Consider the following 26,262-nt stretch of genomic DNA (forward strand, 5'->3'; position numbering starts at 1 on the left):
GCCGGAGCCGTACTGCCTGTTCCTGGACGAATTGAATGCCCCGGGCTCGCGATGTCCCTCGCGCCCACGTGGTCTACTGCGATGCCGCCGCCTACGACGCGGGCTACCTCCCCGTCGACGAGATCGCCTCGAAGGCCCGCATCCGCGGCCGCGGCGGCACCGTCCTGCAACCGGGCATCCGCCTGCTGGAACGGGCCGAGGACTTCCCGCCCGACGGTCCGATCCTCATCATCACCGACGGCAGGTGCGACGTTCTGCGCGTCCGCCACGAACACGCCTACCTCATCCTGGCGGGCGCCGCCCTCCCGTTCCGCCCCCGCGGCCCGGTCCTCCGCATGCGCTGATTCACCGCATCACACAGCCGAGCACCTCGCTGCGGTACTCGTCATCCCGATCCAGCGCATCGCGATAGGTCTGACGCACCGTGCACCGCAACCGATCTCCCACCGCGACCTCATCCGGCAACAGGCTCGCGGGCAGCCGATACAGGAACGAGTCCACCAATGCGTCGTCCTCCGCGGACCCGGGCACACTGCGCAGCTCCGCGGTGCCCGACACGAAATCGACCCGCTCCACCACGAACTCCATATGCCCGTCCCACTTCCGCTCCACGTCACGCGGGAAACACCCCACCGCGACCACCGCGGCCATGAGCAGTCCCGCCACCGCCGCGACCACGAACGTCACCACCCGCGACCACTCGCGCCCACCGTCCGACAACCCACGGATCTCCGGCCACATCGGACAACCCTCCCTAGCTGACCCCCACCAGCCATGGTCCCATCGCCCTCACCGCCGTGCCCGCCCGCGCGCACCCGGTTGCCCACCTGAGCCGCAACGAAAGCCATACCGCGATCTCGGTGCTGCCGGATGGCCGCCATCAGCTGCCGCCGCCCGCTCCCGCACCGCCACCAACGGTCGTAACGGATGGTGGCCCGGCGCGCAGTGCGGCCCGACCGGTGCACCGCGAGCGGGTCCTCGGCCGCCACCGTGGCGGCGCGACCGGATGGGCGGCGATCCGGGCGGGGGCGGAGTGGCGCGGGAGTGGCGGTGTTTCGTCCCGGTTCGCTGCCACTGATACGCCGTCGCTGCCCTTTCGGCTGCCTCCGGGCGGGGTCCGGTGCGAGCATGGAGGGATCCGGTCGCCGCGAGAGGTGGTGGGTGTGACGGTATTCGTGCAGGAATACGACGTGCTGCGCTGGATGGTGGTCGCCGCGTTCGGGGTTGCGGTGGTGATCGTGCTGGGGCGGCTCGCGGGGGCGGGGTCGGGGACCGCGGCGGCGGGTGCGGGTGGGTATGTGCTCGGGGACGGTGCTCCCGGGGCGGCGTGCGCACGCGCCGTTTTAACCGGGGGATCGGTGCATTCATCGGTCCCGGACGGAATGCCAGTGGGGCGCGGTGGTTTCCGCGTGGTCGATCAGGAGTCGGATGCCGCGCATCTGCTGATGTGCCTGGTGATGCTGGCAATGCTGGTGTTTCCGGCGGCGGCGGATCCGCGGGCGGTGCGGGGTGTGCTGACGGCGATGACGGTGGTGTTCGCGGGATTGCTGGTGGAGCGGATACTGCAGCGGCACAGCGTGGCTGGGATTCAGGTCGCGCCGAGTCGCGCCGCACGACCGGAGGCGGGCGGCGGATCCGTGGCGGGGGAGAGCGTGACGGCGTTCGCCTATCACGTGCTGGCGGCCGCGGCGATGTTGTACGCGATGAGCGGGCACGAGGTGGGCGGGCATCATGGGAGCGCGCCCGCACCGGGGTTGATGCTGGGGCTGGCGGGGCTGTTCGCGGTGGATGCGGTGCTCATGGCGGCGCCGGGGTCGAGACGGGCATTGCGGCACGTGTTTCCGCATCCGGTGGGTGCGAGCGGGTCGCTGGCGGTGGTGCCGCACGTGGTGATGGATGTGGGGACGGCGTACATGCTGGTGGCGGCCGCCCTGGGCTGAACCGGTCGGTTGGCCAGGGGGTAGTTGCCGCTGATCACCCGGGTGGTGGTGTGATGGTGAGGAGAGGTTCGGGCTGCCACGGGGCGCCCGGTATCGGGTGATGGAGGTGCTGGATGGGTTCGCTGTGGCATGGCTTCGCCGATATGGGCGCGGTCGAGCGGGATGGTGCGTTCGTGGTCGCGCGGGGTGCGGGCGCCTACATCTGGGATGAGGGCGGCACCCAGTACCTGGACGCGACCGGCGGACTCTGGTTCGCCAATGTCGGGCACGGGCGGCGCGAGATCGCGGACGCGGTGGCGGCGCAGCTGAACGATATCGCGCACTATTCGAACTTCGGGGATCTGGCCTCGCCGGTCACCCGCGAGCTGGCCGAGCGGCTCTCCGGCATCGCGCCGGTGCCGGGCAGCAAGATCTTCTTCACCTCCGGCGGCTCCGACGGCATCGATACCGCGGCCAAGCTGGCGCGGCGCTATTGGCACGAGCTGGGCCGGCCGGACAAGACCATCGTGGTCGGCCGGCAGCGCGCCTATCACGGCATGCACGTCGGCGGCACCGCGCTGGCCGGCCTGCCGCCCAACCGCGAGGGCTACGGCGAGTTCATGCCCGATGCGCGGACCATCGAATGGGATCGGGCCGAGGCGCTGACGGCCCTCATCGAGGAGGTGGGCGCGGACCGCATCGCGGCCTTCTTCGCCGAGCCGATCATCGGCGCGGGCGGGGTGTACCTGCCGCCGCGGGACTACCTGACCGAGGTGCGCCGCATCTGCCGGGAGAACGACATCCTGTTCGTGGCCGACGAGGTCGTCACCGGCTTCGGCCGGATCGGCGGATCCTGGTTCGCCTCCTCGCGATTCGATCTGCAACCCGATCTCATGACCACCGCCAAGGGCCTGACCTCCGGGTACATCCCCATGGGCGCGGTGTTCATCGCCCCGCACATCGCCGAGCCGTTCTTCGCCGGCGGCGTCTGGTGGCGGCACGGCTACACCTACGGCGGGCATGCGGCCGCCGCGGCCGCGGCCATGGCCAACCTCGACATCATCGAGCGGGAGCACCTGCTCGATGCCAGCAAGAATCTGGAATCGCTGTTGCACGAGCACTTCTCGCCGCTGGCCGAGCATGCCCGGGTGTCCGAGGTGCGCAGCGGGCTGGGCGCGGTCGCGGCGGTGCAGCTGGCCGATCCGGCGCAGGCGCCCGGCATGGTGAAAACACTGCGCGCGCACGGTGTCTCGACGCGCGCCGCCGGTCAGGGCGCATTGCAGATCTCGCCGTCGTTCGTCATTACCGAGGAGCAGGTCGCCGAGCTGGCGGCGCGCTTCGCTCGCGCGCTGGACGCCTGACGTAGACAGCCGTGCGGCCCGGACACTCGACAGTGTCCGGGCCGCACGCGTATCGGGCAGCTCCGATTGTGACCAGAGGTCAGTGCCCGTCGTGTCCGGGCAGTTCCCCGGCGGGAATGTGCTCGAGTTTCACGAGCGCGATCACCGCGATGGCCGCCGCGGCGACCGTGGCGATCCCGGCGGTCAACTGCACGCCGTCCACGAAAGCTTCCCGAGCCGCCGTCAACACGGCCGATCCGAGCTTCTCGGGCAGCGAATCCGCCACCGCCACCGCCGCACCCAGGGTGTCCCGGATCGACTGGGCAGCCTCCGCGGGCAATCCGGCCGGCAGCGTATCGGCCAGATCGCCGCGGTAGATCGCGACGCTCAGGCTGCCGAGGATCGAAATACCGAGCGCACCACCGAGTTCCGCGCCGGTCTCGGACAATCCCGAGGCCGCGCCCGCCTGTTCCGGCGGAGCCGAGCCGACGATGAGTTCGGTGGTGATGCCGAACACCGGGGCCAGCCCGAGCGAAATGAGCAGGGAGGCAACGATTGCCAGCACCGGCCCGGTGCCCGTGCCGACCTGTGTCAGCAGTGCCAGCCCGATCGCCGCGGTCAGCATGCCGGCGCCGATCAGGTACGCCGGCTTCACCACCCGGACAATGCGCGGCGCGAGCTGCGAACCGACGATGAAGCCCAGACCGGACGGGGACATGGCCAGACCGGCCTGCAGGGGCGACATGCCGAGCACCAGCTGGAAGTACTGGCCGACGAACAGGAAGTAGCCGAAGGCCACGAAGACGCCGATCACATTGATGGCCAAGGCGGTTCGGAACGCGCTCAGCCGGAACAGCCGCAGATCCAGCATGGGATCCGCGCTGGTCAGCTGCCGCCGCACGAACAGCGCGCCCACCGCCAGCCCACCGGCCAGCGCGGCCAGCGCCGCCACCCCGACGCCGTCCTGGGCGATCTTCTTCATGGCGAAGACCAGCGCGATCATGGCGGTCACCGAGAGCGCCGCACCGAGGAGATCCATGCGCCCGGCCTCCGCATCCCGGAACTCCGGCAGCACTTTGGGCCCGAGCACCAGCAGCAGCGCCATGACCGGAACGGCCAGCAGGAACACCGAGCCCCACCAGTAGTGCTCCAGCAGCACGCCGCCCGCGAGCGGGCCGATGGCGCCGCCGGCGGAGAACGCGCCGACCCACACACCGACCGCGACCGAACGCTGACGGGCGTCGCGGAACATATTGAAGATCAACGAGAGGGTGGAGGGAGCGAGGGTGGCGCCGGCGATGCCGAGCACGGCCCGGCAGACGATGAGAATCTCGGCGGTGGGGGCGAAGGCCGCCACCACCGAGACCACGCCGAAGGCCGCCGCGCCGACCATGAGAATGCGGCGGCGTCCGATGCGATCGCCGAGGGTGCCCATGGTGATCAGCAGACCGGCCACCATGAAGCCGTACACGTCGATGATCCACAGCAACTGCGAGCTGGTCGGGTGCAGCTCGGCGCTGATCATCGGCACCGCGAGATGCAGCACCGTGAGGTCCATGGCGTAGACCAGGCAGGCCAGGGCGAGCACGACCAGGCCGATCCATTCCCGCCGCCCGGCCGAGGGCTCGGCGCGGGTGGCCGTGCCCGGCGATAAGGCGGTGTTCTCCACGGCAGAGTCCTTCCGATCGGGAGCGTGCGACTGCCGGTAATGACGGCGCGGTACAGATGATTTCATCGGGCACCGACAGGTCGGGGCAACCGAATTTCCGCGCGAGCACGCCGACTTCAGAGGCAACTGCCCAGCTCAGTGAGCTATTCCTGAAGTCGTCCGATCATCAGATGAGAACTGTACGGTTGGGTGCGCCGGCGCCCGGCCCGGCGGCTAGACGACCACCGGATGATCGGGCACGCAACGCCCGCCGAGGCGGACCCAGCCGTCGGAGTCCCATTCGGTGAACAGCTGCGAGCCTTGACCCTGGGTGATGTGCAGGCCGCGGCGCAGCCGGGCGGTGAGGGCGATGGCGGCCGCGCCGGTGGCCTCGTCTTCCGCGACTCCCATGTCGGGGGCGAACATTCGGCTGCGGACCGCACCCCGGGCTTCATTGGTCCAGCTCCAGACGTAGTGGTGCCCGTCGGTGAAGTCGGCCGGATCGAGGGTCAGCATTTCCTCGGTGTCGGCGAATTCGTGGAAGATGAACTTGGGCGCCCATTCGGATTTGGCGCGGACCCAGGTCATTCCGTCGGTCTGGGCGACCTGCACCGGTCCGGCGGGCACATCCAGCACCTGCACCGGGCGGCCCTGGGTGGCCAGCCACCAGGCGGTGCCGACGGTGGGGTGGCCCGCGAAGGGCAGTTCGACGGCGGGGGTGTAGATGCGCATGCGGACGCGGTCGGCCGCGGGCTCGTCCACCACGACGGTCTCGCTGTAGCCCAAGCGCGCGGCGAGGGCCTGATGATCGACTCCGGCCACATCGCCGGCGCGCGCGATGCCGAGCGGATTGCCGAATCGGCCCGCCGCGTCGGTGAAGACGCGGATCACTTCAACCTGTGTGCCATCGCTTTCCGGGGTACCCATGGTTGCCGAGCTTACCGACGGTTATCGAACGGCGGAGGGTTGGCAGGAATCCAGCATGTCGGCCAGGGCCGACTTCTCGGTGGGCTGCACCGACAGGCCCCAGCGCTCTTTGACCCCGACCCAGCGGCGGGCGTAGTCGCACCAGTACTCGGCGCGCGGCCGCCATTGATCGGGGGTCTTGGAGCCCTTGTCCTGATTGGCCTGTTTCTGGACGGCGAGCAGATTGCCCAGGTCGTTGGCGAATCGCTCGCGCCGTTCGGGATTCCATTCCGAGGCGCCCGAACGCCAGGCATCGCCCAGTGCGACAACATGATCGATCTCGATGCCGGAGGCCTTGAACCGGTCGTAGGGCAGGTGCTCGCCGGTGTACGGGTCGATCAGCGTCCCGGACAGCACCATGCACGAATTGCCGTCCGCGAGGCGCACATCCGTCAGGTCGCGCTTCATGACGTCCTCGCGCGCGGTGCAGCCGTCGGCGAGCTCGGGTTCGCCGCCGCGCCCCGACCAGCCGGGACCGAAGGCGTTGCGCTCGTAGGATTCCCAGTTGCGGTTCCAGGCGACGGTGAGGCGGTCCAGATCGGTGCGCGCCTGCTCGGCGCCGGGTAGCGGGGTGCTGGTCGGGTCGGCGCCCGCGGCATTGCCCGCGGGTTCGGGTTCCCGCGTGTTCAACCACAGGGCGAGCCCGCCCGCCGCCAGCACGATGAGCACGACCGAGGTGGAGAAGAAGCTGCGCCACCGGCGCCGGGCGGTGGTCCGCGTCCGTGTGGGCATGCGGGGGAGTCTAGGACGGGAAACCGGACGATCCGGTCAATGTTGCGGACCGGTGACCCGATTGCAGCTATCTGTTCGCAAATGCGAAAGGGGCTGTGCACCGGATGGTTGCACAGCCCCTGTCGGAGAGCTTGCGATCGAATCGACTCGCTTTAGACGGTCGCGCCCGCGAGCGCCTCGGTGGACGCCACGGCCTGGCCGACACCGGCCACGATCGCGGCGGCACGCAGCGATTCGAAGATCACCTCACGTGAGACGCCGGCCTCGCGCAGGGTGTTCTCGTGCGCCTCCAGGCAGTGCGCGCAGCCGTTGATCGAGGAGACCGCGAACGACCACAGCTCGAAATCGGCCTTGTCCACGCCCGGGGCGCCGATGATCTGCATGCGCAGACCGGCGCGCAGATCGTCGTAGCGACCGCCCAGGAACGCCTTGCCGCGGTAGAACACATTGTTCATGCCCATGATCGAGGCGGCGCCCAGGGCGGCGTCGTACGCCTCCGCCGACAGCACGTCGGCGGCCTCTTCGGCGATCTCCCGCAGCGTGGTGGCCGAGCGGGTGGCCGCGGCCGAGGCGAGCAGGGTGCCCCACAGCTGCTGCTCGGTCAGCACGGTGGTGCGTGCGATCGAGGACAGGTTGAGCTTGAGGTCCTTGGCGTACTCGGGGAGCGAGTTCTTCAGGTTGTCGATGGTCACGCTGGAACTTCCTTAACCGTATCGGGCTGGGATCAGGGTCGAACCGGATCAGACCGAGGCGGTCATGAGCTCGCCGGCCTTGATGGTCGGGTCGCCCTTCTTCCAGTTGCAGGCGCACAGCTCGTCGGACTGCAGGGCGTCGAGCACGCGCAGCACCTCGTCGACATTGCGGCCGACCGAACCGGCGGTCACGGACACGAACTGGATCTCGTTGTTCGGGTCGATGATGAAGGTGGCGCGGTCGGCGACGCCGTCGGCATTGAGCACGCCGGTGGCGGCGGACAGCTCACGCTTGAGGTCGCTCAGCATCGGGAAGGGGAGGGTCTTCAGATCCTCGTGCTGGGCGCGCCACTGGAAATGCACGAACTCGTTGTCGACGCTGGCGCCGAGCACCTGGGCGTCACGATCGGCGAACTCGTCGTTCAGCTTGCCGAACGCGGCGATCTCGGTCGGGCAGACGAAGGTGAAGTCCTTCGGCCAGAAGAAGACGATGCGCCACTTGCCGGCGTAGTCGTCGCTCGAGATCTGGGTGAAGTAATCGTCGGGCTGCTGAGCGTTCACCTTGGACAGATCGCCGCCGATGACAGCCGTGAGGTTGTAGGCGGGGAACTGGTCGCCGATGGTCAGCAGGGCCATGAATGTGCTCCTTCGTAGTCGAATCGATTGTGTCGTGACTTCCGCGAACGATCTTGCCCATCCTCCAGTGAGAGGTAAAGGTGATCAGTCGCACTATACTGATAGGCGTGACTGATCAAACTTATCAGCCGACCCTGTCACAGCTGCGTGCGTTCGTGGCGATCGCCGAATACCGGCATTTCGGCACCGCTGCGACCAGGCTGAATGTGAGCCAGCCAACGTTATCTCAGGCCCTGGCATCACTGGAAAACGGACTCGGGCTGCAATTGATCGAGCGCAGTACGCGGCGGGTGCTGGTGACGCCCGCGGGCAAGCGGTTGCTGCCGCAGGCCATGGCGACCCTGGAAGCGGCGGACCGCTTCGTGGCCTCGGCGGCCGGGTCCGGGCTCGGCGGCACGCTGCGCATGGGGATCATTCCCACCATCGCGCCGTATATATTGCCGACGCTGCTACCCGAACTGCGCAAGCAGCTCCCGTCCCTGGTGCCGCACGTGATCGAGGATCAGACGGCGCGGCTGCTCGACTCGCTGCGCACCGGCGTGCTCGACGTGGCCCTGCTGGCGCTGCCGGCCGATGCCTCGGGACTGCTCGAGATCCGGCTCTTCACAGAGGAATTCGTGCTCGTCGTACCTCGCGGGCACGAGTTCGCCGGACGCACCGATCTGCGGCCCGCCGATCTGGACTCGCTGCCGCTGCTGCTGCTCGACGAGGGGCATTGCCTGCGCGATCAGACCCTGGACCTGTGCCGCTCGCACAATGCGCATCCGGGCGCGGTCGGCGATACCCGCGCGGCCTCGCTGGCGACGGTAGTGCAGTGCGTCGCAGGGGAACTGGGTGTGACGCTCATTCCGGAAATGGCGGTGGCGGCCGAAACCTCGCGCGGGACTTTGGATATCGCGCGCTTCGCCGGTCCCGCGCCCGGGCGCACCATCGGCTTGGCCTTCCGGGCCTCGTCCGCGCGGGCCGAGGACTTCGAGCGGCTCGCCGATATCATTCGCGGTCATCGCCCGGAGTGACGCGCGTGAGTGAGGTCCGTCGCCGCGGACGGCGGCCGGGCGCGTTCCGATTGACCGCCAGGGTGGCGTCTGCGACGCTCGGGCCATGCGGATCCACCATCTCAACTGCGGCACCATGGCATTCGGCGTGATCGACCACTGCCTGCTCATCGAGACCCGTACCGAACTCGTGCTCGTGGATACCGGTTTCGGCCTCGACGCCGTGCGCCGTCCGGGAAAGATGATCGGCCCGAGCCGGTTCGGCATGCGCCCCAAGCTCGCCGAACACGAGACCGCGATCCGCCGGATCCAGGCCCTGGGCTACGACCCCCGCGATGTCCGCCACATCATCCTCACCCATCTCGACCTCGATCATTCCGGCGGCCTGGCCGACTTCCCGGAGGCCACCGTGCACGTGCACGGCCCCGAATTCCGCGCCGCCACCGCCACGCCCACGCTGTCCGAGCGCATGCGCTACCGGGCGGCCCAGTGGGCGCACGGCCCCAAATGGATGGTCAACGAGGTGGAGGGCGGGGAGGACTGGTTCGGCTTCCGCGCCGTGCGCGACCTGCCCGGACTGCCTCCGGAAATTCTGGTGATCCCGCTGGCGGGCCACACCCGCGGCCACGCCGGCGTCGCCATCGACCACGGCTACGGCTGGCTGCTGCACGCCGGCGACGCCTACTTCGTCGAAAGCTCCATCCAGCCCGAGAATCCGCACACCCCGTTCCTGTGGCAGGTCTACCAGTCCGGCGCGATCGTGGGCGACGCCTACAAGGACAATCAGCGCCGCCTGCGCGAACTGAACCGCCAGCACGGCCACGAGGTCACGATCATCAACTCGCACGACGCGGCGGCCTTCGCCCGGGTGGCGGTGCGGTGAGCGCCCGCAACCGCTGGACGCGGCGGCTGCCCGACCCCGCCGACCCTCTGTTCGTCTACGGCACGTTGCGGTTTCCGGAGGTCCTGCTCCCCTTGATCGGCCGCGCACCGGCCGCCGAACCCGCCCGGCTGCCCGGCCGCCGGGTGGCCGAACTCCCCGGGCGGGTGTACCCCGGCCTGGTCGTCGCGAACGACACCGTCGCGCAAGGCTTCCTGCTCACCGGGCTCACCGCGGCGGAATGGCAGGTGCTGGACGCCTTCGAAGACGACGAATACGACCTCGTCCCCGTCTCGGTGCACGCGGGTGAGCGCGAGATCTACGCCTGGACCTACGCGTGGACCGCGGAGGCATCCACTGCCGATTGGTCCGCACCGGATTTCGCGACCGCACACCTGCCGCGCTACGCCGACAACTGCGCGGCCTGGCGCCGGACCCTGGTGCTGCCCGGCGGAGCCGCCTGACACTATCCGCCCGAACTCGACATCGCCCAGGTCGCACTCACTCGAAGAGTTCGACAATGGAAGACGCTGTCATCGCTCGCAGCGTCCATTCCTCGAGCTGATCGAGATCGGTGCAGGAGTCGATCCGAGAACGAATGTCGTCGGGCACCGCAAACCCTCGCTTGTCCAGCACGGCATTCAGCAGCCGCATCGCCTCGATGGAACGTCCCTCGGCTACCAGGTCGCGAAATGTGTCGCTGAGGTATTCACGCCGTGCCGTGGTCATCAATGTCTCCAAGGACAGTCGGGCTGCGTGGGACAGGGTGGACTGAACCAAGTCGTGGTGCCGAAGTTCGTGACCTTCGTCGACGCGCTGCCGAAGAATCCCAGCGGCAAGATTCTCGAGCGCGAATCGCGCTCGGAGTACGCGAATCTCGCCGCTGGCTAGCGGGTGAGGTTGCGGGGCACCGTGATGGCGGTGAGCTTGTCCGGGTTGCGCGTGCAGTACAGGTTGGCGATCTTGTCGTCGGCGATCTCGAGCACGATGGTGGCCTCGAGGCGGTCGCGGTGGAAGATGGCCAGCGCGGGCGCGTGGTTGTAGGTGACCGTGTCGATCCGGATGCCGGGCGCTCGTCCCAGCATGGCGAAGAAGCGGGCCAGCAGGCGGGCCACCGCCCGCGCGCCCTCGGTGCGCAGGCTCACCGCGCTGACCTTGCCGCCGCTGTCGGTGGTCCAGGCCGCGTTCGGGGCGAGCATGGACAGCAGCCCGTCCAGATCGCCGGTGGTGGCCGCGGTCATGAACTGGGCGGTGAGCTCGGCGGTCCGCTCGGAGTCGACCGGGCCGAACCGATTGCGCCGCGCCTGCACGTGTTCGCGGGCGCGGTGCGCCATCTGGCGCACCGCGACCACGGTCTTGCCCACCGCCGTGGCGATATCGTCGTAGTCGAAGCCGAACACCTCGCGCAGCACGAATACCGCCCGCTCATCGGGGGTGAGCGTTTCGAGCAGGACGAGCATCCCCATCGAGACCGATTCGGCGAGCACCACATCCGCGGCCCCGTCGCGCTCCTCGAGCAGCAGCGGCTCGGGCAGCCACGGACCGACGTAGTCCTCGCGGCGGCGGGCGCCGGCCCGCAGGGCGTTGAGCGCCTGCCGGGTCACCAATTGCGCCAGATACGACTTGGTGTCCCGGACGACCGCGAGATCCACCTGCGCCCACCGCAGATAGCTGTCCTGCAGTACGTCATCGGATTCGGTTGCCGAACCGAGGATTTCGTACGCGATGGTGAACAGCAGCGGGCGCAGATGGGTGAACCGCTCGGCGTGCTCGTCGGTCGTGCTCACGAGTGCGCGACCGCCTCGCGCTCGAACCCCGGCTGTGCGGGCCGCTTGCCGTCGCCTTTCATGGTGCTCATCGCGCCGGGCTTGCGGGCCTCCTTGCGGATCGCGGACACCGTGCCCTTGCAGATCATCTCCTTGAGCGAGGCCCCCAACCGACCGCCGACGTAGTACTTCGTCGAGGTGTCGTCCTTGCGGGCGATCTGCATGGTGGCGGCCCGCCGGCCCAGGCTCACGCACGAGGCCACGAATCCGATGTTCAGCGCGGTGGGCCGGTCACCCGCGATCCGGCTGAGCACGGTCTCGGCGGCGTGCACGCCGAGCGGCATGGCGGCCTGGCAGCTCATGCGCAGCGGCTGCCCCGACGGTGCGGCAGCATCCCCGGCGGCCACGATCCGATCGTCGTCGGCGCTGGTCAGCGTCTCATCGGTGAGCAGCCGGCCCAGGGCGTCGGTGCGCAGTCCACTGCGGGCGGCCAGATCCGGCACCCCGAATCCGGCGGTCCAGATGGTGATGGCGCTGGGCGTCACACTGCCGTCGTCCAGTGCGACGGCGTCCGCGCGGACCTCCGCCACCTTGCGGTTCTCGATCACGGCGACCCCGTTCCTGTTCAGCCACTTGGCAATCGACCGCCGCGCCGGATCCAGCAAGCTGGGAGCCAGCCGACCGCCGCAGACGAGAGTAACCGCATGGCCCTGCTCGGCGAGTTCGGCGGCCGTCTCGATACCGGTGAGCCCGCCGCCGACAACGCTGATCCGCCCCTGCGGTGGCATGGCGGCGAGCGCCGTACGCAGCCGTCCGGCGTACTCCCATTCCCCGATGGGATAGGCGAATTCGGCCGCGCCCGGCACCGCGCCCGGTGTCGCCGCCGTGCTGCCGACCGCGTAGACGAGGTAGTCGTAGTCGAGTTCAGCGCCCGACGCCAGCGCCACGGTCCGCGAGTGGGCGTCGATGCGGGTCGCTGCGTCGACGATCACCCGCACCCGGTCCCCGAGCACCGTGCCGAGATCCGAAGCCGCGTCGTAGTTTCCGGCCACGAACTGGTGCAAGCGGATCCGCTCGACGAACTCCGGCCGGGGATTGACGAGGGTGACCTCGACATCGTCGCGCCGCAGCAGCCGGTTGGCCGTGGTGGTGCCCGCGTACCCGCCGCCGATGATGACAACCTTGGTGGTGTTGCTGTTCTCAGTCATGCCCTCGAGACACCGGCGGCCGCCAGGGCGTGACCGATTGTGGCGGGCCTCACGGAAGACCTGTCACCCGATCCGATCCAGGTGCGCGATATTCGCCCGATCCCCGGGATCCTCGCTCGCCGCCCCCGCGAACCAGGCATCCAGGATCTCGGTGAGCAATGCTCGCGAGGTCAACCGCAGACTCAGCGCCAGCACATTGGCGTCGTTCCACTTCCGCGCCCCTTGCGCGCTGTAGGCGTCCACGCACAAGGCCGCCCGCACCCCCGCCACCTTGTTGGCGGCAATCGACGCCCCCGTCCCGGTCCAGCAGCACACCACCGCCTGCTCGGCCCGCCCCTCCGCGACATCCCGGGCGGCGGCCTCACTGGCCCACGCCCAGTCGTCCCGTTCCCCGGGTTCCAGCGCCCCGTGCACCGCCACCTCGTGCCCCCGCCGCCGCAATTCCGCCACGACCTCCGTGGCCACCCCGGTGTCCTCGTCAGCAGCTACCGAAATCCTCATCTGCCCATTGTGGCCCGTGCCAACCGGATCAGAGCTGTTCGGCGGTCGCCAGCAGGCGCAGGTGCGCGGTGGCGTGCAGACGCTGTTCGCCCGGGAGGCAATGAATTTCGGTGATCTCCTCGACCGCGACGGCGTATACCAGCGACTCTAGCGAGCGATACCGACAACGGCACGGCGAAGCTCGAGGGTCCCGATTCGAGCTCGGCCGGTCAGTTCTCCTGCTCCGCCACCGTCGCCGCCAAGATCTGCAAGGAGCGCAGGAACGTTTTCCGATCCGCCGCGGGCAACTGCGACAGCAATTCCTCTTCGTTGCGCTGGATCTCGGCCTGCGCTCGATCGCGCAACTCGCGCCCGGCGGGGGTGAGCGAGACGAGATTGACCCGCCGGTCCGCCGGATCCGGCGCGCGCGTGATCAGTTCGCGCCGTTGCAGATCGTCGAGCACCGCGATGATGCGCGTCTTGTCCGCGCCGATCGCCTTGGCCAGCGCCGCCTGGGTGTACACGGGCTCCCGGCCGAGTCCGAGCAGCACGGTATACGCCCACATGGTGAGCCCGTGCCGTTTCAGCACCGGCATTTCCGCCGCCATGAGCGCCCGGCCGAGCGGTGCGATCATCGCGGCGAGATCGGGGCGGGGGGCTTCGGGCATGGGAAGAAAATACCGCTTGAACGATTATAGGCTCGAGCTTATGATAAGCGCATGCCTACAAATAGCCCGGACCTCGTCGCCCTGAACGCACGAGCGGTCGAGGTCAGCATCGACCTGGTAGCCCGGCTCACCGCCGCCGATCTCAGCAAATCGACCCCGTGCGCCGACTGGACCCTGCACGGCCTGCTGACCCACATGATCGCCCAGCACCGCGGTTTCGCGGCCGCCGCGCGCGGTGCGAACGACCTCGTGGATTGGAAGACCCGCCCGCTCGGCGACGACCCGGTGCGGGGCTATCGGGAGGCCGCCGAGGATGTCATGGCGGCCTTCGCCGCACCCGGCTTGCTCGACCGCGAGGTCGCGCTGCCGGAGTTCAGCGCCACCCACCGATTCCCCGCCGCGCAGGCGGTGGGCTTCCACCTCGTGGACTATGTCGTCCACTCCTGGGATGTGGCGAAGACGCTGGGCATCCCGGTGCACTTCGACGCCGAGGTGCTGGCGGCGGCCCACGAGGTGGCCGCCGCGGTACCCGGCGGTGCGATCCGGGTCGCCCCCGGCGCGGCCTTCGCGCCGGAGGTCTCCTGGTCCGGTGCGGATGCGCTGGACCGGATCGTCGCCATGCTCGGCCGGTCGCCGGAGTGGCCGAAATAATCCGGCCCCCTTGGTGATCGGTCCGGTGAATCCTTGACGCCCGCTCCGCATTCTCGGTGCGAGCGCGACGGCCGAACTCCGCCAGCGCCGGCGGCGGCGACCCTCCACTATCGGTTGGCATGACAACCAACCCACTCGACGTGCTCCGTGGCTTCTACGCGGCGGAGGCCGCCTACCTCACCGAGGGTGCGGAGTTCGCGGGCATGGCTCGATATCTGGCCGAGGATGTCGTGCTGTATCAGGCGGCCGGACTGCCCTACGGCGGTGAGTGGCGCGGTCACGGAGGTATTCGGCGATTCATCGAGACCATGCACGAGGCCTGGGACGCACTGTATTTCGACGAACAGCGGTTCGTGAGCGATGAGCACGCCGTGGTGGCCTACAGCCGGGTGCGATTCCGGGCCCGGCGCACCGGCCGCATGCTGGAAACCTCACTGCTGCAGTGGATCAGCTTCCGCGACGGGCTGGTCACCGAGTTCCGGCCCTACTATCACGACACCCTCGCGGTGGTGGCCGCGCTCGACGGCTCGGCCGCATGAGTCGGGGTGCGGCCGAGCCTGTGGCGCAAGGGATCTACTTCCCGGCCGCGCGGGCGATCTCCGCGGGGTAGCGGTCGCCGGCGAAGGCGTCGGCGGGGGCCGCGGCCTCGATCGTGGCCAGATCCTCCGGGGTCAGGGTGATCGCGGCGGCGGCGACGTTCTGCTCGAGATAGGTGCGGCGCTTGGTGCCGGGGATCGGCACCACGTCCTCGCCGCGGCTCTGCACCCAGGCCAGCGCCAATTGGCCTGCGGTGACGCCCTTTTCCGCGGCGAGCTCACGCAGCGTGGCGACGATGGCGAGGTTGCTGTCGAGATTGCCGTCGGCGAAGCGGGGGAGGCGGCGGCGGAAATCGTCGGCGGGCAGATCCTCGGTGGAGGTGATCGCGCCGGTCAGGAAACCGCGGCCCAGTGGCGAGAACGGGACGATGCCGATGCCGAGCTCGCGGCAGGTGGGCACCACTTCGGCCTCGATATCGCGGGTCCACAGCGACCATTCGCTCTGCAGCGCCGTCACCGGATGCACGGCGTGCGCCCGGCGGATGGTTTCCGGCGACGCCTCGGAAATGCCGAGGTACCGCACCTTGCCGGCGGTGACCAGTTCCGACATCGCACCCCAGGTCTCCTCGATGGGCACACTCGGGTCCACGCGATGCTGGTAGTACAGGTCGATGTGGTCCACGCCGAGGCGGGCCAGCGATTCATCGCAACTCTGCTTCACATAGGCCGCATCCCCGCGCGCCTCCATGCCGCCGTCGCCGGTCCACACGATGCCGAACTTGGTGGCCAGCACGACCTGGTCGCGGCGATCGGCAATGGCCCGCCCCACGAGACGCTCATTGGTCTCCGGCCCGTAGATGTTCGCGGTGTCCAACATCGTCACGCCCAGCTCCAGCGCCCGATGTATGGTGGCGATCGACTCGTCGTCATTGTCGCGCACGCCGTACGCCTGACTCATCCCCATGCAGCCGAGCCCCTGCGCGCTCACGGTCAGCTCGCCGAGTTTCCTGGTCGCGATCATGCGGGAAGTCCTCCTTGGTGACGCCGGATCAGTTGGTGAGCCTCGCTCACGACATGAAGCTACGACTTGGAGCGCACTCCAAGTCAAGCGCGCCTTCCCGTGGCCCGGAGCACACCGCCGCGGGCCTCGCGCACTCCGGCGGGCGGCTGGACGAACGTCCATGCTTCGGGCTAAGGTCGTCTCCGTGACTGCCGGGTCGGCGAATAGCCTTGCACGGACGGGTTTCCCGGCCGAGCTGTGATCATCCGGCGGGCCAGGGGCCCGCCCACCCTCCTTCGCGTCTCTCCGTAATCCATTACGGGACAGCGAAAGGAGGTGAACATGTCCCCATCGGAGAATCCGGAAACCACCTGGCCGGCGTTCGCCGCCGCACACGAGGTCGGATCGACCCTGCAAGCATCGGTCGTATCGATCGTGCCCTTCGGCGCCTTCCTCGAAGTCGCGCCCGGCGTGCACGGTTTGCTGCATCGCAATGAATGGCGAGAGTGGTCGGCCGCGCCGGAAGTCGGTGCGACCCTGACCGTTCGCGTGCTGAACATCGACAACGAGCAGCATCGCGTGGCCCTCGGCGAAGTCCGCTGACCGATTGCGGTGGCGTGCCGGAGCAGTCTCCACCTGCTCCGGCACATCACGCAGCTTAATCCCCGATCAGGCCGATCCGCGGAAAGCGCGGACCGCCTGAGGCCGAGAGCGATTCGCAGCAGCAACAGACCGGTGGCCGCCGCCGGAAGGCCGTAGGTCCCGTTCGCTCGCTCGAGCCGTCGTCGCCCCGGCCCGAACATCATCGAAGCGGTACTGCGCCCGGTGATCTCGACCGTCTTCACCGGGGACCGCCATCGCTATATGCGCTGAGCAGCTCATATCTGCTCGGTCGATCGAGGGAGGGGGCGGTTCAGCGGTCAGTTGTCGGCCGACAGCATTGCGAGGGTGCGGGCGAGGCGGTTGGCGCGGGTGCCGGGGGTGCGGGCGCGCAGGAGATCGAGGACGAGGGCGTATTGGCGGGTGCGGTCGAGGGCGGCGTAAGCGGCTGCGGCGCGGGGGTTTTCGGTGAGGGCCGCGTCGAGGTCGAGGGGGGTGGTGAAGTCGCGCTGGGAGGGGTAGGCGGCGGACCAGCGGCCGTCGGCCTTGGCGGCTTCGACCTCGGCCAGGCCGGGTGGGCGCATGCGGCCCGCGGCGAGGAGTTTCGCGACCTTGTCGACATTGACCCGGGACCAGTGGCCGCGGGGTCGGCGGGGGACGTATTTCTGGAGGTAGTACTTGTCGTCGAGGGCTTTGCGCTGGCCGGAGATCCAGCCCCAGCACAGGCCGACGTCGACGGTTTCGTCTTCGGTGATGGAGGGGATGCCGGAGCCCTTCTTGGCGATCTTCATCCAGACGCCGTCGGAGGCGGCGTGATTGGCGGCCAGCCAGGTGTCGAAGGCGGCGGCATCCTCGAAGTGGATCGGATCCATGTATCCAGCATTCCAGAAAGCTCCGACAGCTTCGGAATTCGTTGTCGCGGGCCACGGAAAGCGAAGCGCCCCGCACGGATTCGTGCGGGGCGCCTCCGACAGGGTGTCGACTAGCCGACGGTCGCGCCGACGCGCAGGGCGTGCGGCTCGATCGCGCCGCGGACCAGGGCCCGCTCGTCGATGGTCTCGGCCTTGTAGGGCAGCGTCGAGAGGGTGGCGGTCATCTTGGCGACCGGATCCTCCAGGGTCTTCGGAGTGCCGAAGATGAAGGTCCACTCGTGCTCGTCACTGACGTACGGGACGACCGTGGGGAACAGGTTGTGGAACCGGGTCCACGACCGCTTCAGGGTCTCGTTGCGCCACATGGTCTGACAGCCGGCCTGCGCGGCGAGCACGCCGCCCTCGGCCAGCAGCGCCTTACAGCGCAGCAGGAACTCGTCCTCGTAGAGGCGGTTGTGCTGGGCGTCCTCGACCCGCTCGTCCGGCAGGTCGATGCAGATCATGTCGTAGCGCACGCCGTCGGCCTCGGCCTTGGCCAGGAAATCCCAGCCGTCGGCGTAGTGCATCTTGATCGGGCCGGTCTGCGCGACCGCCTCGGCCAGATCGGCCTCGGAGTAGCCGTAGGGGAGGTGCTTCGCGCACAGCTCCACCTCCAGCTGATCGATATCGACGTGATCGACGAGCGCGGCGCCCGCGGCCACCGACATCTGCGAGGCGACGCCCTCGCCGGAACCGATGATGAGCACCTTCTCCAGCTTCTCGGCCAGCGCGTACCCCGGGACCAGCATGGCCTCGTGGTAGGTGAGCTGCGAGAACTCGGTGGACTGGCGATCGTCGTCGGAGAACAGGGACACGCCCTGCTCGGTCCGGGCGATCACCATGTGCTGGAACGGGGTATTGGTGTCGACGATGACGTCGGACATGTTCCAGACCCGGGTCAGGCCCTCGCCCACCGGCTCGTGGATCCGGCGGGCGGTGTGGCCGCGCTGGATGACCTCGATGTTCACGCTCTTCGGCGAAAGCTCCTGCTGCAGCAGCTCGACCGCCTTGGTGGCGCCGGAACCGATACTGCCGCAAGTGAATACGTCGACGAAGATGTCACCCGACTCCGGGTAGGTGTGAATCGAGGCGTGCGACTCGGACAGTAGAGCCAGGACGGTGACGCCCTGCGGCTCGAACTTCTTGCGCACGACATCGCAGATGGTCACCCCCGCGGCGACCAACGATTTTCGAAGCGCGGTTTCGAGTCGTTCGAGGTCGTCGCAGAGGGACGCGTCGACACCACCGAACTCGGCCAGCACGTGCCAGCCGGTGAATTCTGCCGTCATGGCTAAACTCACTCTCGCTCAGCGCCAATGACATGCACAGTCAGAGGCGGAAAACCGTTGAAGGACACCGACGAATAGCTCGCCGTATAGGCGCCGGTTTCGAGGATCCGAACGGGATCACCGGCTCGCAACGTGGTCGGAAGAAGGACCCGCGTGCGTTGATACAGTACATCGTCGCCGTCACAGGTCGGACCCGCGACCACCGCCTCGTCCTTCGGATCGGTGTCCCGATCGGTCTGGATCCGGTACTCGATGTACTCGTTCTCGGTCTCGGCCATACCGTTGTAGCGGCCGATATCGAGGTATACCCAGCGCCTCCCGTCGGGCGCCTGGCGAACATTCACCACCTCGGCGTGAATCACGCCGGTATTGCCCACCAGGGCGCGACCGGGTTCGACGACGAGTCCGGTGTGTTCCGGGAGATGGGTGGCCGCCGCCTCGGCGATCACCGCGCCCAGCTCGCTCAGTTCCGGAGCCGGACCGGCGTATGAAATCGGAAGTCCCCCACCGATATTCACCGCAGTAACAGGAATGTCCTTGGCCGCCAGCGCCTCCGCGATGGCGCCGGCCTGCTCGATGCCGATCTTCCAGGCGATCGGATCCAGCTGCTGCGAGCCCACATGGAAGTAGGGCCCGACCACCGTCAGCCCGAGATCGCGCGCCCGCACCAGCAGGTGCACGGCCTCACCGGGCGCGCAGCCGAACTTGGTGCCGAAGGGCGTCTGCGACTGCGGCGCCGCGGACAGGAACCGGCATTCGATCTCCGAGCCCGGCGCATGCTCGGCAATGCGCTCCAGATCGTCCTCGGTATCGCAGGCGAAGCGCCGCACACCGGCCGCGTGGGCCCGGGCGATATGGGCGGCCTTCTTGATCGGATTCCCGTAGCACATGACCGCAGGGTCGACGCCCTGTTCCAGGCAGAGATCGATCTCGCCGACGCTGGCGACGTCGAACTCCGCGCCCTCGTCGTTCAGCAGCCGGATGATCTCCGGCACGGGACTCGCCTTGACGGCGAAGCGAATTCGTGCCGCAGGTAGGGCGGCGTGCAGTGCGCGGTAGTTCGCGCGCACCTTGTCCAGGTCGATGACGAGACAAGGAGACTCGGGCAGGTTTCGATCGGTCAATCTAAGGGAACTCTTTTCGATCGGCCGCAGCGGCGGGATTCAGGCAACCTGCGCGACAATACACGCGTTGTGCCTCGGGAAACGAACCGATGGCCCGGTCGACTTCGTCACTGTTCCGGCCGGACGGTCAGTAGTACCGGACCCGGCCCGTCGCGATCATCCCGCGGTAATGCCGACCTCGTCGAAGACGACCTCACCGGCCGCATCGGACTCGGCCAGATCCACCACGGCGTCGATGGACCAGCCGTGGTCGCCGGCCGGATCGTCGAGCACCTGGCGCACATGCCAGAAACCGTCGCGCACCTCGACCTGGAACAGCTTCGGGCCGCGCGCGTTGGGACCGGTGCCGATCTCGGTGTACTCGGCGAAATAGGGCTCGAGCTCGGTCACCCAGTCCAGGTCGTCGCCGAAGTCCTCCAGGGCCTCCCAGCGGTGCAGGGCGGCCAGCTCCACGCGCCGGAACAGGGCATTGCGCACCAGCACCCGGAAGGCGCGCTCATTGGCGGAGATGGGGCGCACGGTCTCCGCGCCGAAGGCGACCTGTTCGGTATCGGTCTCCGCGCCCGGATTGGTGAGCTGCTCCCATTCGTCGAGCAGGCTGGAGTCGACCTGGCGGATGAGCTCGCCCAGCCATTCGGTGATGTCGTCGAGCTCCTCGGTGCGCGCCTGTTCGGGCACGGTGCGGCGCAGCGCGCGGTAGGCGTCGGCGAGATAGCGCAGCACCACGCCCTCGGAGCGGGCCAGCTCGTAGCCGGAGACGAGTTCGGCGAAGGTCATGGACCGCTCCACCATCTCGCGCACCACGGACTTGGGCGAGGGCTCGAACTCCGACACCCACGGATGCCCGGCCTTGTAGGTCTCGTAGGCGGGCAGGATGAGCTCCTCCGCCAGGGGTTTGGGCCAGGTGACCTCTTCGAGGAGTTCCATGCGCTCCTCGTATTCGATGCCGTCGGCCTTCATCTCCGCGACGGCGGCGCCGCGGGCCTTGTGCTGCTGGGCCATGAGCAGCTGCCGCGGATCCTCCAGGGTGGCCTCGATGAGGGAGATGACGTCGAGGGTGTAGGTGGGGGAGTCCTTGTCGAGGAGTTCCAGCGCGGCCAGCGCGAACGGCGACAGCGGCTGATCGAGCGCGAAGTCGCGCTGCAGGTCCACCATGAGCCGGGCGTGCCGGCCGAACTCGTCGGGTTCGTCGAGCTGCTGCACCACCCCGGCATCGCGCAGCGCCCGGTAGAGCCGGATCGCCTTGAGGATGTGCTTGCGCTGCGCCGCCCGCGGTTCGTGATTGTCCTCCAGCAGATGCCGCATGGCGTCGAAGCAATTGCCCTTGCGCGCGATCACATTCAGCAGCATGGCGTTGGTGACGTTGAACCGCGACACCATGGGCTCGGGCGAGGCCGCGACCAGCCGGTCGAAGGTATCCTCCGACCAGGACACGAAGCCCTCCGGCGGTTTGCGCTTCTGCACCTTCTTCAGTTTCTTGGGGTCGTCCCCGGCCTTGGCGATGAGCCGGGCGTTCTCCACCTCGTGCTCGGGCGCCTGCACCACGACCGTGCCCATGGTGTCGAATCCGGCGCGGCCGGCGCGACCGGCGATCTGATGGAACTCGCGGGCATTGAGCCGGCGGGTGCGCACTCCGTCGTATTTGGTGAGCCCGGTCAGCATGACGGTGCGAATGGGCACATTGATGCCGACGCCGAGAGTGTCGGTGCCGCACACCACCTTCAGCAAGCCGTCCTGCGCCAGTTTCTCCACGAGTCGTCGATATTTGGGCAGCATGCCCGCGTGGTGCACGCCGACGCCGTGCCGGATGAACCGCGACAGCGTCTTGCCGAAGCCGGTGGCGAAACGGAATTCGCCCAGCGCCTCGGCAATGGCGTCCTTCTCCGCCTTGGAGGAGAAGTTCACGCTCATCAGCGCCTGCGCGCGTTCCATGGCCGCGGCCTGGGTGAAGTGCACGACGTAGACCGGCGCGAGCGATGTGGTCACCAGATCCTCGAGGGTCTCGGTGATCGGCGTCTTCACATACGAGAAGCTCAGCGGCACCGGGCGTTCCGCGCCGGAGACGATGGCGGTATCGCGCCCGGTGCGGCGCTTCAGATCGGCGGCGAAGAAGTCGACCTCGCCGAGAGTGGCCGACATGAGCAGGAATTGGGCCTTCGGCAATTCGATGAGCGGCACCTGCCACGCCCAGCCGCGATCCGGGTCGGCGTAGTAGTGGAACTCGTCCATGATCACCTGGCCGACATCGGCCGCCGCACCCTCGCGCAGGGCCAGATTCGCCACGATCTCCGCGGTGGCGCAAATGATGGGCGCGTCCGGGTTCACCGCCGCGTCACCGGTCACCATGCCGACCCGGTCCGCGCCGAACACCTCGCACAGGGCGAAGAACTTCTCGCTCACCAGGGCCTTGATCGGCGCCGTGTAGTAGCTGCGCTGCCCGCGCTGCAGCGCCGCGTAGTGCGCGCCCAGCGCCACCATGGACTTACCCGACCCGGTCGGGGTGGCGAGAATGACGTTCGCGCCGGTGAACAGCTCGAGCAGGGCCTCTTCCTGCGCCGGATACAGCGTCAGCCCCTGCTCGAGGGTCCAGTCCGCGAAGGTTTCGTACAGCCAGTCCGGGTCCACATCGGGTACGGCGCGGTCTGGGATCAATTCGGATAGCTGCACGCCCACCACGTTACTTCGCCGGTCGAGCGGTTATGACCACCGCCGTCCGCCGCTAGCGGAAGTCGCCGCCCTCGGGGCCCTCGCCCTCGGTGAATCCGGACTGCTCGGCCAGGAAGCGCTCGAACTCCGCGCCCAGCTCCTCGCCGGTCGGCAGATCGGCGTCGGGGGCCAGCAGGCTGGACTGGCGTTCCTGGGCGGTGACGAAGCTGTCGTACTGGCGCTCCAGGGCCTGCACGACGGTCTCCACCTCGGAATTGCCGGCAATGTGCTCGTTGACCTGCTCGCGCACCCGCGCGGCCTGTTCGGTGAGCGCCGCCAGCGGCAGTTCCAGGCCCGCGTTCTCGGCCACGCTCTCCAGCAGCGTCTGCGCGGCCTCCGGATAGGCGGTCTGGGTCAGATAGTGCGGCACGTGCACGGAGAAGCCGACCGATTCGTGCCCGTGCTGGGCCATCCGGTACTCCAGCAGCGAGGACGCGCTGCCCGGCACCTGCAGCTCGCCCGGCCAGCGCTGGTGATCGCCGATCAGGTCGCTGTCGCTGGCGTGCGCGGTCATGCCCAGCGGACGCGTATGCGGAATGGCCATGGGGATCGCGCTCAGCCCGATGGTGCGGCGCACGCCCAGCTGCTCGGACAGCAGCCGCACGGCGGTGACGAACTTCTCCCAGCGCAGATCCGGTTCCAGCCCGGCCAGCAACAGGAACGGCGTGCCCGCCGTGTCCTTGAGCGCCCACAGATTCAGTTCCGGCTCGGTGTAATCCGAGAAGTGATCGGTCTTGAACATCATCAGCGGCCGCCGCGAACGGTAGTCCAGCAACTCGTCCATATCGAACGAGGCGACGAGCTCGCTCTCCAGGCTCTCGCGCAAGTGAGTGGTCGCCAAACGCACCGCATGGCCGGCATCGGTGAAACCTTCCAGCCCGTGCACCAGCACCGGACCGGCGCCGTCGGCGGACGACAGCTGCGGAGAGGGGAACTCCAGCTCGTACATTCGCGACTCGTAGTCCATCGCGTACTCCTTCCTGCGTGGCCCACTTGCGCGACCATTCCACATTGTCCCTCATGCGCCGACGGGCCGCGCACGGCCCGCACCCGACCTGCAACGCAGCTGACCCGGACGAGCATTCCCGGTGCGCGCCCGAGGGCGGCGCGCATGGAGTTCCAGGGACGAAGCCGCAGCAAGGCGCCCTTGGGGTTCGGGCGAAGCCCAAGCGTGGCGCTCTCGAGGTTTCGGGCGATACCGCAGCGTGGCGCCTTTGGGGTTTCAGGGGCGAAGCCCCTGAGAGCTCCTGAGAGTTAGGTGTGTCGCAATCGGTGTGATCAGCCGATATTCGGCATAGTGGACGGGTGATCGTGCCGGATTCGCCGTGCCGTAAATCCGTTCGCGCCGTGGGCCTCGTGGTGCTCGGCTGTCTGCTCGCCGCCTGTGGGACGACCATTTCGGGCCAACCCGTGGCGTCGCGCGGACCGGCTGCGACGACGCCGTATACGGATGGCGGACTGGCGCGGCTATTGCCCGATTCGTCCCAGTTTCCCTCGGGTTATCCGGCGGTGGTGCTGCCGAACGATATAGCGAGCCAGGCCGCGAGTGATCTTGACGGCATTCTGCCCGGCGCTCAGGTCGAACCCGGGGCCTGCGTACCGCTGACGCCCACCGCCGGTCCGGTGGTCAGCGTCGGCACCGATGACGACACCCGCGCCACCCTGACGGTCGAACTCGTGCGCACCGACCAGCCGCTGTCGAAACTGCGAGATCAGTTGCAGCGCTGCGGCACCGTGCGCGCGGGGTTCGGCGGGACGACCGCCACCATTACGACCGAACTGGATCCGCCGCCACCGCTGGACGCCGATGACACCCTGGCCCTGCGGCGCACCGTGAGCTCCGAATCCGGTGGGGCGGGCCTGACTCGGAAGATGCAGTCCCTGGTCGGCCAGATCGGGGATGTGCGAATCAACGTGACCTACATGTCCTATTCCGACGGCAGGGCCGACGCCGAGGCCCTCGATTCGCTGTTCACCACCGCAGTGAGCAAGGTCCGCAAGGGCTGACTCAGCGCCGGTACCGTTCGACCAGTTCCTCGCCGAGACGGCACAATTCGTCGCGCACCGAGTCCGGTTCCACCACTTCCAGGTCCGCGCCCCAGCCCGCGAGATTGCGGGCGATATCGAGCGGCGTCGGCGCGGTGATCCGCACGCGGACACGGCCGTCGCCGATCGGGCCGTCCTCGACGCAATGGCGCCCCTGCTGCCTGCGCAGGATCGGCAGCAGGGGAGCCGGAACCAGCACGGTCGCCGACAAGGTCGACCGCTGCCGCTCCACCTCCTCGACCACGCCGGACCACACCGTGGACAGATCGAAATCCGCGGGCCGGTGGGCGGTCTCGCCGGTGATCTCGGCCTCGCTCATGCGGTCCACCCGGAAGGTCCGCTGCCCCCGCTCGGTACCGGCCACCAGATACCAGATGCCGTCCTTGTCGACCAGACCCCACGGATCGACCGTCCGCTCGGAGCGAACGCCTTTGCGCTCGTAGCCGAATCGCACCCGGCGGCGGCGCACCACCGCCTGCTGCAATTCCTCGACCATCGTGGGCGCCTGCGCATCGGGCTCACCCCAGCGCGCCGGATCGACCACCACCGCGCCCGCGGCGGCCTCCGCCGCACCGCGGAAGGTCTGCGGCAAGGCGCGCAACAGCTTCCGCAGCGCGGACTTGGTGGCCGGCGTGCCGGTGGCGACCGGCCCCAGCAAGAGGAACAGCGCCTGGGCCTCACTCGCGGTCAATCCGCTCAGATCCGTGCGCGCCCCGCCGACCAGCGCCCAGCCCCCGCCCCGCCCGGGCTGCGGGTACACCGGAATCCCGGCCGTGGACAGCGCCTCCAGATCGCGTCGCGCGGTCGCCACCGAGACCTCCAGTTCGGCGGCGACCTCGGCCGCGGTCACCCGCCCGCGCGTCTGCATGAACAACAGGGTCGCCACCAATCGGTCCGCTCGCATGGAGAAAACTCTGCCCGAAAAAGTGCTCATTCGGTGAGCACTTTAGGGCGGATCCTTGATTTCAAGAAGTCCGGAACACCGATCGAGGAGAACGACAATGCTGCGTGGAATGGCGACCGCGAACTACTACGCCGACGACCTGGAGGCCGCGAAGGCTTGGTACAGCGAGCTTTTCGGCGTCGAGCCGTACTTCACCGTCCCCGGTGGCTACTACGAGTGGCGCGTCGGCGACTACCAGGGCGAATTCGGCATCATCAACCGCAAGTTCGCACCCAGCCACCCCGACCGGCCCGGCGGCCAGATCGTCAACTGGCACGTCGACGACATCGCCACCGCCTACCAGCGCCTGCTCGCCCTGGGCGCCAAGGAATTCGAGCCCATCACCGAACGCGGCCAGGGCTCCGGCTTCGTCACCGCCTCGGTCATCGACCCCTTCGGCAACGTCCTCGCCATCATGTACAACCCGCACTACGTGGAAATCCTGGCGAAGACCGGCCCCGCGTAGGCCGCGCACGATAGCACCGGCCACCGACAACGCCGTCGTCGCCGGTCACGTGCCACGCCG

At 68.5% G+C, this 26,262-nt stretch carries 31 protein-coding genes; 13 read left to right on the top strand and 18 right to left on the bottom strand.

Annotated features, from left to right (window positions below; all coding sequences use genetic code 11):
• Positions 1-35: 35 nt before the first annotated feature.
• Positions 36-344: a hypothetical protein gene (locus tag ACYQ5L_RS13335; RefSeq protein ID WP_459963684.1), complete on the top strand. Its 309-nt coding sequence runs from the start codon at positions 36-38 to the stop codon at positions 342-344.
• A gap of 1 nt (position 345) precedes the next feature.
• Here ACYQ5L_RS13335 and ACYQ5L_RS13340 read toward each other — a convergent pair whose 3' ends face one another.
• Positions 346-741, bottom strand: a complete 396-nt coding sequence (locus ACYQ5L_RS13340; RefSeq protein ID WP_459957660.1) for a hypothetical protein — start codon at positions 739-741, stop codon at positions 346-348.
• A 422-nt stretch (positions 742-1,163) separates the two neighbouring features.
• On the opposite strand from ACYQ5L_RS13340, the gene ACYQ5L_RS13345 reads away from it, so the two are divergent.
• Together ACYQ5L_RS13345 and ACYQ5L_RS13350 are read left to right on the top strand one after the other, a co-directional pair.
• On the top strand, positions 1,164-1,940 hold the full coding sequence (locus tag ACYQ5L_RS13345; protein WP_459957661.1) for a DUF5134 domain-containing protein: 777 nt from the start codon (positions 1,164-1,166) through the stop codon (positions 1,938-1,940).
• Between the two features lie 113 nt (positions 1,941-2,053).
• Complete coding sequence (locus ACYQ5L_RS13350) at positions 2,054-3,280, top strand: aminotransferase family protein (protein WP_459957662.1); 1,227 nt, start codon at positions 2,054-2,056, stop codon at positions 3,278-3,280.
• Between the two features lie 79 nt (positions 3,281-3,359).
• Here the strand turns inward: ACYQ5L_RS13350 and ACYQ5L_RS13355 are convergent, their stop codons facing one another.
• The 5 genes from ACYQ5L_RS13355 to ACYQ5L_RS13375 form a co-directional block, all read right to left on the bottom strand.
• Entirely contained in the window at positions 3,360-4,994 is a 1,635-nt protein-coding gene (locus tag ACYQ5L_RS13355) for an MFS transporter (protein ID WP_459957663.1), read from the bottom strand.
• 147 nt (positions 4,995-5,141) lie between these two features.
• Positions 5,142-5,834: a PhzF family phenazine biosynthesis protein gene (locus ACYQ5L_RS13360; protein WP_459957664.1), complete on the bottom strand. Its 693-nt coding sequence runs from the start codon at positions 5,832-5,834 to the stop codon at positions 5,142-5,144.
• 21 nt (positions 5,835-5,855) lie between these two features.
• A complete protein-coding gene (locus ACYQ5L_RS13365) occupies positions 5,856-6,605 on the bottom strand; it encodes an HNH endonuclease family protein (RefSeq protein WP_459957665.1) in 750 nt (249 codons plus the stop codon).
• A gap of 152 nt (positions 6,606-6,757) precedes the next feature.
• A complete protein-coding gene (gene ahpD, locus ACYQ5L_RS13370; RefSeq protein WP_459957666.1) occupies positions 6,758-7,297 on the bottom strand; it encodes an alkylhydroperoxidase, AhpD family in 540 nt (179 codons plus the stop codon).
• Positions 7,298-7,345: 48 nt separating this feature from the next.
• Positions 7,346-7,933 carry a peroxiredoxin gene (locus tag ACYQ5L_RS13375; protein ID WP_459957667.1) on the bottom strand — a complete coding sequence of 196 codons (588 nt, stop codon included), beginning with the start codon at positions 7,931-7,933 and terminating at the stop codon, positions 7,346-7,348.
• 107 nt (positions 7,934-8,040) lie between these two features.
• Between ACYQ5L_RS13375 and ACYQ5L_RS13380 the strand changes: the two genes are divergently transcribed.
• The 3 genes from ACYQ5L_RS13380 to ACYQ5L_RS13390 all read left to right on the top strand — a co-directional run bounded on the left by ACYQ5L_RS13380 (position 8,041) and on the right by ACYQ5L_RS13390 (position 10,272).
• Positions 8,041-8,949 carry a hydrogen peroxide-inducible genes activator gene (locus ACYQ5L_RS13380; protein ID WP_459957668.1) on the top strand — a complete coding sequence of 303 codons (909 nt, stop codon included), beginning with the start codon at positions 8,041-8,043 and terminating at the stop codon, positions 8,947-8,949.
• Positions 8,950-9,034: 85 nt separating this feature from the next.
• Positions 9,035-9,811, top strand: a complete 777-nt coding sequence (locus tag ACYQ5L_RS13385; RefSeq protein WP_459957669.1) for an MBL fold metallo-hydrolase — start codon at positions 9,035-9,037, stop codon at positions 9,809-9,811.
• A complete protein-coding gene (locus ACYQ5L_RS13390) occupies positions 9,808-10,272 on the top strand; it encodes a gamma-glutamylcyclotransferase family protein (protein WP_459957670.1) in 465 nt (154 codons plus the stop codon). The genes ACYQ5L_RS13385 and ACYQ5L_RS13390 overlap by 4 nt, the downstream gene beginning before the upstream one ends.
• 37 nt (positions 10,273-10,309) lie before the next feature.
• Here the strand turns inward: ACYQ5L_RS13390 and ACYQ5L_RS13395 are convergent, their stop codons facing one another.
• Entirely contained in the window at positions 10,310-10,537 is a 228-nt protein-coding gene (locus ACYQ5L_RS13395) for a hypothetical protein (RefSeq protein WP_459957671.1), read from the bottom strand.
• Between the two features lie 27 nt (positions 10,538-10,564).
• Between ACYQ5L_RS13395 and ACYQ5L_RS13400 the strand changes: the two genes are divergently transcribed.
• Positions 10,565-10,699, top strand: a complete 135-nt coding sequence (locus tag ACYQ5L_RS13400; RefSeq protein ID WP_459957672.1) for a hypothetical protein — start codon at positions 10,565-10,567, stop codon at positions 10,697-10,699.
• Here the strand turns inward: ACYQ5L_RS13400 and sigJ are convergent.
• The 3 genes from sigJ to ACYQ5L_RS13415 all read right to left on the bottom strand — a co-directional run bounded on the left by sigJ (position 10,696) and on the right by ACYQ5L_RS13415 (position 13,283).
• Positions 10,696-11,595 (bottom strand): RNA polymerase sigma factor SigJ, encoded by a 900-nt coding sequence (gene sigJ / locus ACYQ5L_RS13405; RefSeq protein WP_459957673.1) that lies wholly within the window; start codon positions 11,593-11,595, stop codon positions 10,696-10,698. The genes ACYQ5L_RS13400 and sigJ overlap by 4 nt on opposite strands.
• Complete coding sequence (locus ACYQ5L_RS13410; RefSeq protein WP_459957674.1) at positions 11,592-12,782, bottom strand: NAD(P)/FAD-dependent oxidoreductase; 1,191 nt, start codon at positions 12,780-12,782, stop codon at positions 11,592-11,594. The genes sigJ and ACYQ5L_RS13410 overlap by 4 nt, the downstream gene beginning before the upstream one ends.
• 63 nt (positions 12,783-12,845) lie before the next feature.
• Positions 12,846-13,283, bottom strand: coding sequence for an RpiB/LacA/LacB family sugar-phosphate isomerase (locus tag ACYQ5L_RS13415; RefSeq protein WP_459957675.1), 438 nt, complete (start codon positions 13,281-13,283; stop codon positions 12,846-12,848).
• Positions 13,284-13,299: 16 nt separating this feature from the next.
• Here ACYQ5L_RS13415 and ACYQ5L_RS13420 point away from each other — a divergent pair, with 16 nt between their 5' ends.
• The gene (locus ACYQ5L_RS13420; protein ID WP_459957676.1) at positions 13,300-13,434 is read left to right on the top strand and encodes a hypothetical protein; all 135 of its coding nucleotides are present in this window, start codon (positions 13,300-13,302) and stop codon (positions 13,432-13,434) included.
• Between the two features lie 58 nt (positions 13,435-13,492).
• Here the strand turns inward: ACYQ5L_RS13420 and ACYQ5L_RS13425 are convergent, their stop codons facing one another.
• A complete protein-coding gene (locus tag ACYQ5L_RS13425; RefSeq protein WP_459957677.1) occupies positions 13,493-13,930 on the bottom strand; it encodes a MarR family winged helix-turn-helix transcriptional regulator in 438 nt (145 codons plus the stop codon).
• 51 nt (positions 13,931-13,981) lie between these two features.
• Here ACYQ5L_RS13425 and ACYQ5L_RS13430 point away from each other — a divergent pair, with 51 nt between their 5' ends.
• On the top strand, positions 13,982-14,581 hold the full coding sequence (locus ACYQ5L_RS13430; protein ID WP_459957678.1) for a TIGR03086 family metal-binding protein: 600 nt from the start codon (positions 13,982-13,984) through the stop codon (positions 14,579-14,581).
• Between the two features lie 119 nt (positions 14,582-14,700).
• Positions 14,701-15,120 (top strand): nuclear transport factor 2 family protein, encoded by a 420-nt coding sequence (locus tag ACYQ5L_RS13435; protein WP_459957679.1) that lies wholly within the window; start codon positions 14,701-14,703, stop codon positions 15,118-15,120.
• Between the two features lie 34 nt (positions 15,121-15,154).
• Here the strand turns inward: ACYQ5L_RS13435 and ACYQ5L_RS13440 are convergent, their stop codons facing one another.
• Positions 15,155-16,138 carry an aldo/keto reductase gene (locus ACYQ5L_RS13440; RefSeq protein WP_459957680.1) on the bottom strand — a complete coding sequence of 328 codons (984 nt, stop codon included), beginning with the start codon at positions 16,136-16,138 and terminating at the stop codon, positions 15,155-15,157.
• Between the two features lie 321 nt (positions 16,139-16,459).
• On the opposite strand from ACYQ5L_RS13440, the gene ACYQ5L_RS13445 reads away from it, so the two are divergent.
• Positions 16,460-16,720 (top strand): S1 RNA-binding domain-containing protein, encoded by a 261-nt coding sequence (locus ACYQ5L_RS13445; RefSeq protein WP_459957681.1) that lies wholly within the window; start codon positions 16,460-16,462, stop codon positions 16,718-16,720.
• 317 nt (positions 16,721-17,037) lie between these two features.
• Here ACYQ5L_RS13445 and ACYQ5L_RS13450 read toward each other — a convergent pair whose 3' ends face one another.
• The 5 genes from ACYQ5L_RS13450 to ACYQ5L_RS13470 form a co-directional block, all read right to left on the bottom strand.
• Positions 17,038-17,589: a YdeI/OmpD-associated family protein gene (locus ACYQ5L_RS13450; RefSeq protein WP_459957682.1), complete on the bottom strand. Its 552-nt coding sequence runs from the start codon at positions 17,587-17,589 to the stop codon at positions 17,038-17,040.
• Positions 17,590-17,699: 110 nt separating this feature from the next.
• Positions 17,700-18,917: an adenosylmethionine decarboxylase gene (gene speD, locus ACYQ5L_RS13455; protein WP_459957683.1), complete on the bottom strand. Its 1,218-nt coding sequence runs from the start codon at positions 18,915-18,917 to the stop codon at positions 17,700-17,702.
• An 8-nt stretch (positions 18,918-18,925) separates the two neighbouring features.
• The gene (locus tag ACYQ5L_RS13460) at positions 18,926-20,026 is read right to left on the bottom strand and encodes a type III PLP-dependent enzyme (RefSeq protein WP_459963425.1); all 1,101 of its coding nucleotides are present in this window, start codon (positions 20,024-20,026) and stop codon (positions 18,926-18,928) included.
• Positions 20,027-20,197: 171 nt separating this feature from the next.
• Positions 20,198-22,708 carry a DEAD/DEAH box helicase gene (locus tag ACYQ5L_RS13465; protein ID WP_459957684.1) on the bottom strand — a complete coding sequence of 837 codons (2,511 nt, stop codon included), beginning with the start codon at positions 22,706-22,708 and terminating at the stop codon, positions 20,198-20,200.
• Positions 22,709-22,760: 52 nt separating this feature from the next.
• Positions 22,761-23,714 (bottom strand): proteasome assembly chaperone family protein, encoded by a 954-nt coding sequence (locus ACYQ5L_RS13470; protein WP_379197941.1) that lies wholly within the window; start codon positions 23,712-23,714, stop codon positions 22,761-22,763.
• A gap of 338 nt (positions 23,715-24,052) precedes the next feature.
• On the opposite strand from ACYQ5L_RS13470, the gene ACYQ5L_RS13475 reads away from it, so the two are divergent.
• Positions 24,053-24,754: a sensor domain-containing protein gene (locus ACYQ5L_RS13475; RefSeq protein ID WP_459957685.1), complete on the top strand. Its 702-nt coding sequence runs from the start codon at positions 24,053-24,055 to the stop codon at positions 24,752-24,754.
• A 1-nt stretch (position 24,755) separates the two neighbouring features.
• Here ACYQ5L_RS13475 and ACYQ5L_RS13480 read toward each other — a convergent pair whose 3' ends face one another.
• Positions 24,756-25,697, bottom strand: a complete 942-nt coding sequence (locus tag ACYQ5L_RS13480; protein WP_459957686.1) for a helix-turn-helix transcriptional regulator — start codon at positions 25,695-25,697, stop codon at positions 24,756-24,758.
• A gap of 97 nt (positions 25,698-25,794) precedes the next feature.
• Between ACYQ5L_RS13480 and ACYQ5L_RS13485 the strand changes: the two genes are divergently transcribed.
• Positions 25,795-26,202, top strand: a complete 408-nt coding sequence (locus ACYQ5L_RS13485) for a VOC family protein (RefSeq protein WP_459957687.1) — start codon at positions 25,795-25,797, stop codon at positions 26,200-26,202.
• Positions 26,203-26,262 lie beyond the last annotated feature (60 nt).

The organism is Nocardia sp. IFM 10818 (genome assembly GCF_054655275.1).

Excerpts from the sequence above, each read along its gene's own strand:
- ACYQ5L_RS13335 (WP_459963684.1), top strand. The coding sequence starts at position 36 with ATGCCCCGGGCTCGCGATGTCCCTCGCGCCCACGTGGTCTACTGCGAT.
- ACYQ5L_RS13340 (WP_459957660.1), bottom strand. The coding sequence starts at position 741 with ATGTGGCCGGAGATCCGTGGGTTGTCGGACGGTGGGCGCGAGTGGTCG.
- ACYQ5L_RS13350 (WP_459957662.1), top strand. The coding sequence starts at position 2,054 with ATGGGTTCGCTGTGGCATGGCTTCGCCGATATGGGCGCGGTCGAGCGG.
- ACYQ5L_RS13355 (WP_459957663.1), bottom strand. The coding sequence starts at position 4,994 with ATGAAATCATCTGTACCGCGCCGTCATTACCGGCAGTCGCACGCTCCC.
- ACYQ5L_RS13360 (WP_459957664.1), bottom strand. The coding sequence starts at position 5,834 with ATGGGTACCCCGGAAAGCGATGGCACACAGGTTGAAGTGATCCGCGTC.
- ACYQ5L_RS13365 (WP_459957665.1), bottom strand. The coding sequence starts at position 6,605 with ATGCCCACACGGACGCGGACCACCGCCCGGCGCCGGTGGCGCAGCTTC.
- ACYQ5L_RS13375 (WP_459957667.1), bottom strand. The coding sequence starts at position 7,933 with ATGGCCCTGCTGACCATCGGCGACCAGTTCCCCGCCTACAACCTCACG.
- ACYQ5L_RS13385 (WP_459957669.1), top strand. The coding sequence starts at position 9,035 with ATGCGGATCCACCATCTCAACTGCGGCACCATGGCATTCGGCGTGATC.
- ACYQ5L_RS13395 (WP_459957671.1), bottom strand. The coding sequence starts at position 10,537 with ATGACCACGGCACGGCGTGAATACCTCAGCGACACATTTCGCGACCTG.
- ACYQ5L_RS13410 (WP_459957674.1), bottom strand. The coding sequence starts at position 12,782 with ATGACTGAGAACAGCAACACCACCAAGGTTGTCATCATCGGCGGCGGG.
- ACYQ5L_RS13415 (WP_459957675.1), bottom strand. The coding sequence starts at position 13,283 with ATGAGGATTTCGGTAGCTGCTGACGAGGACACCGGGGTGGCCACGGAG.
- ACYQ5L_RS13425 (WP_459957677.1), bottom strand. The coding sequence starts at position 13,930 with ATGCCCGAAGCCCCCCGCCCCGATCTCGCCGCGATGATCGCACCGCTC.
- ACYQ5L_RS13430 (WP_459957678.1), top strand. The coding sequence starts at position 13,982 with ATGCCTACAAATAGCCCGGACCTCGTCGCCCTGAACGCACGAGCGGTC.
- ACYQ5L_RS13435 (WP_459957679.1), top strand. The coding sequence starts at position 14,701 with ATGACAACCAACCCACTCGACGTGCTCCGTGGCTTCTACGCGGCGGAG.
- ACYQ5L_RS13440 (WP_459957680.1), bottom strand. The coding sequence starts at position 16,138 with ATGATCGCGACCAGGAAACTCGGCGAGCTGACCGTGAGCGCGCAGGGG.
- ACYQ5L_RS13445 (WP_459957681.1), top strand. The coding sequence starts at position 16,460 with ATGTCCCCATCGGAGAATCCGGAAACCACCTGGCCGGCGTTCGCCGCC.
- ACYQ5L_RS13450 (WP_459957682.1), bottom strand. The coding sequence starts at position 17,589 with ATGGATCCGATCCACTTCGAGGATGCCGCCGCCTTCGACACCTGGCTG.
- speD (WP_459957683.1), bottom strand. The coding sequence starts at position 18,917 with ATGACGGCAGAATTCACCGGCTGGCACGTGCTGGCCGAGTTCGGTGGT.
- ACYQ5L_RS13470 (WP_379197941.1), bottom strand. The coding sequence starts at position 23,714 with ATGGACTACGAGTCGCGAATGTACGAGCTGGAGTTCCCCTCTCCGCAG.
- ACYQ5L_RS13480 (WP_459957686.1), bottom strand. The coding sequence starts at position 25,697 with ATGCGAGCGGACCGATTGGTGGCGACCCTGTTGTTCATGCAGACGCGC.
- ACYQ5L_RS13485 (WP_459957687.1), top strand. The coding sequence starts at position 25,795 with ATGCTGCGTGGAATGGCGACCGCGAACTACTACGCCGACGACCTGGAG.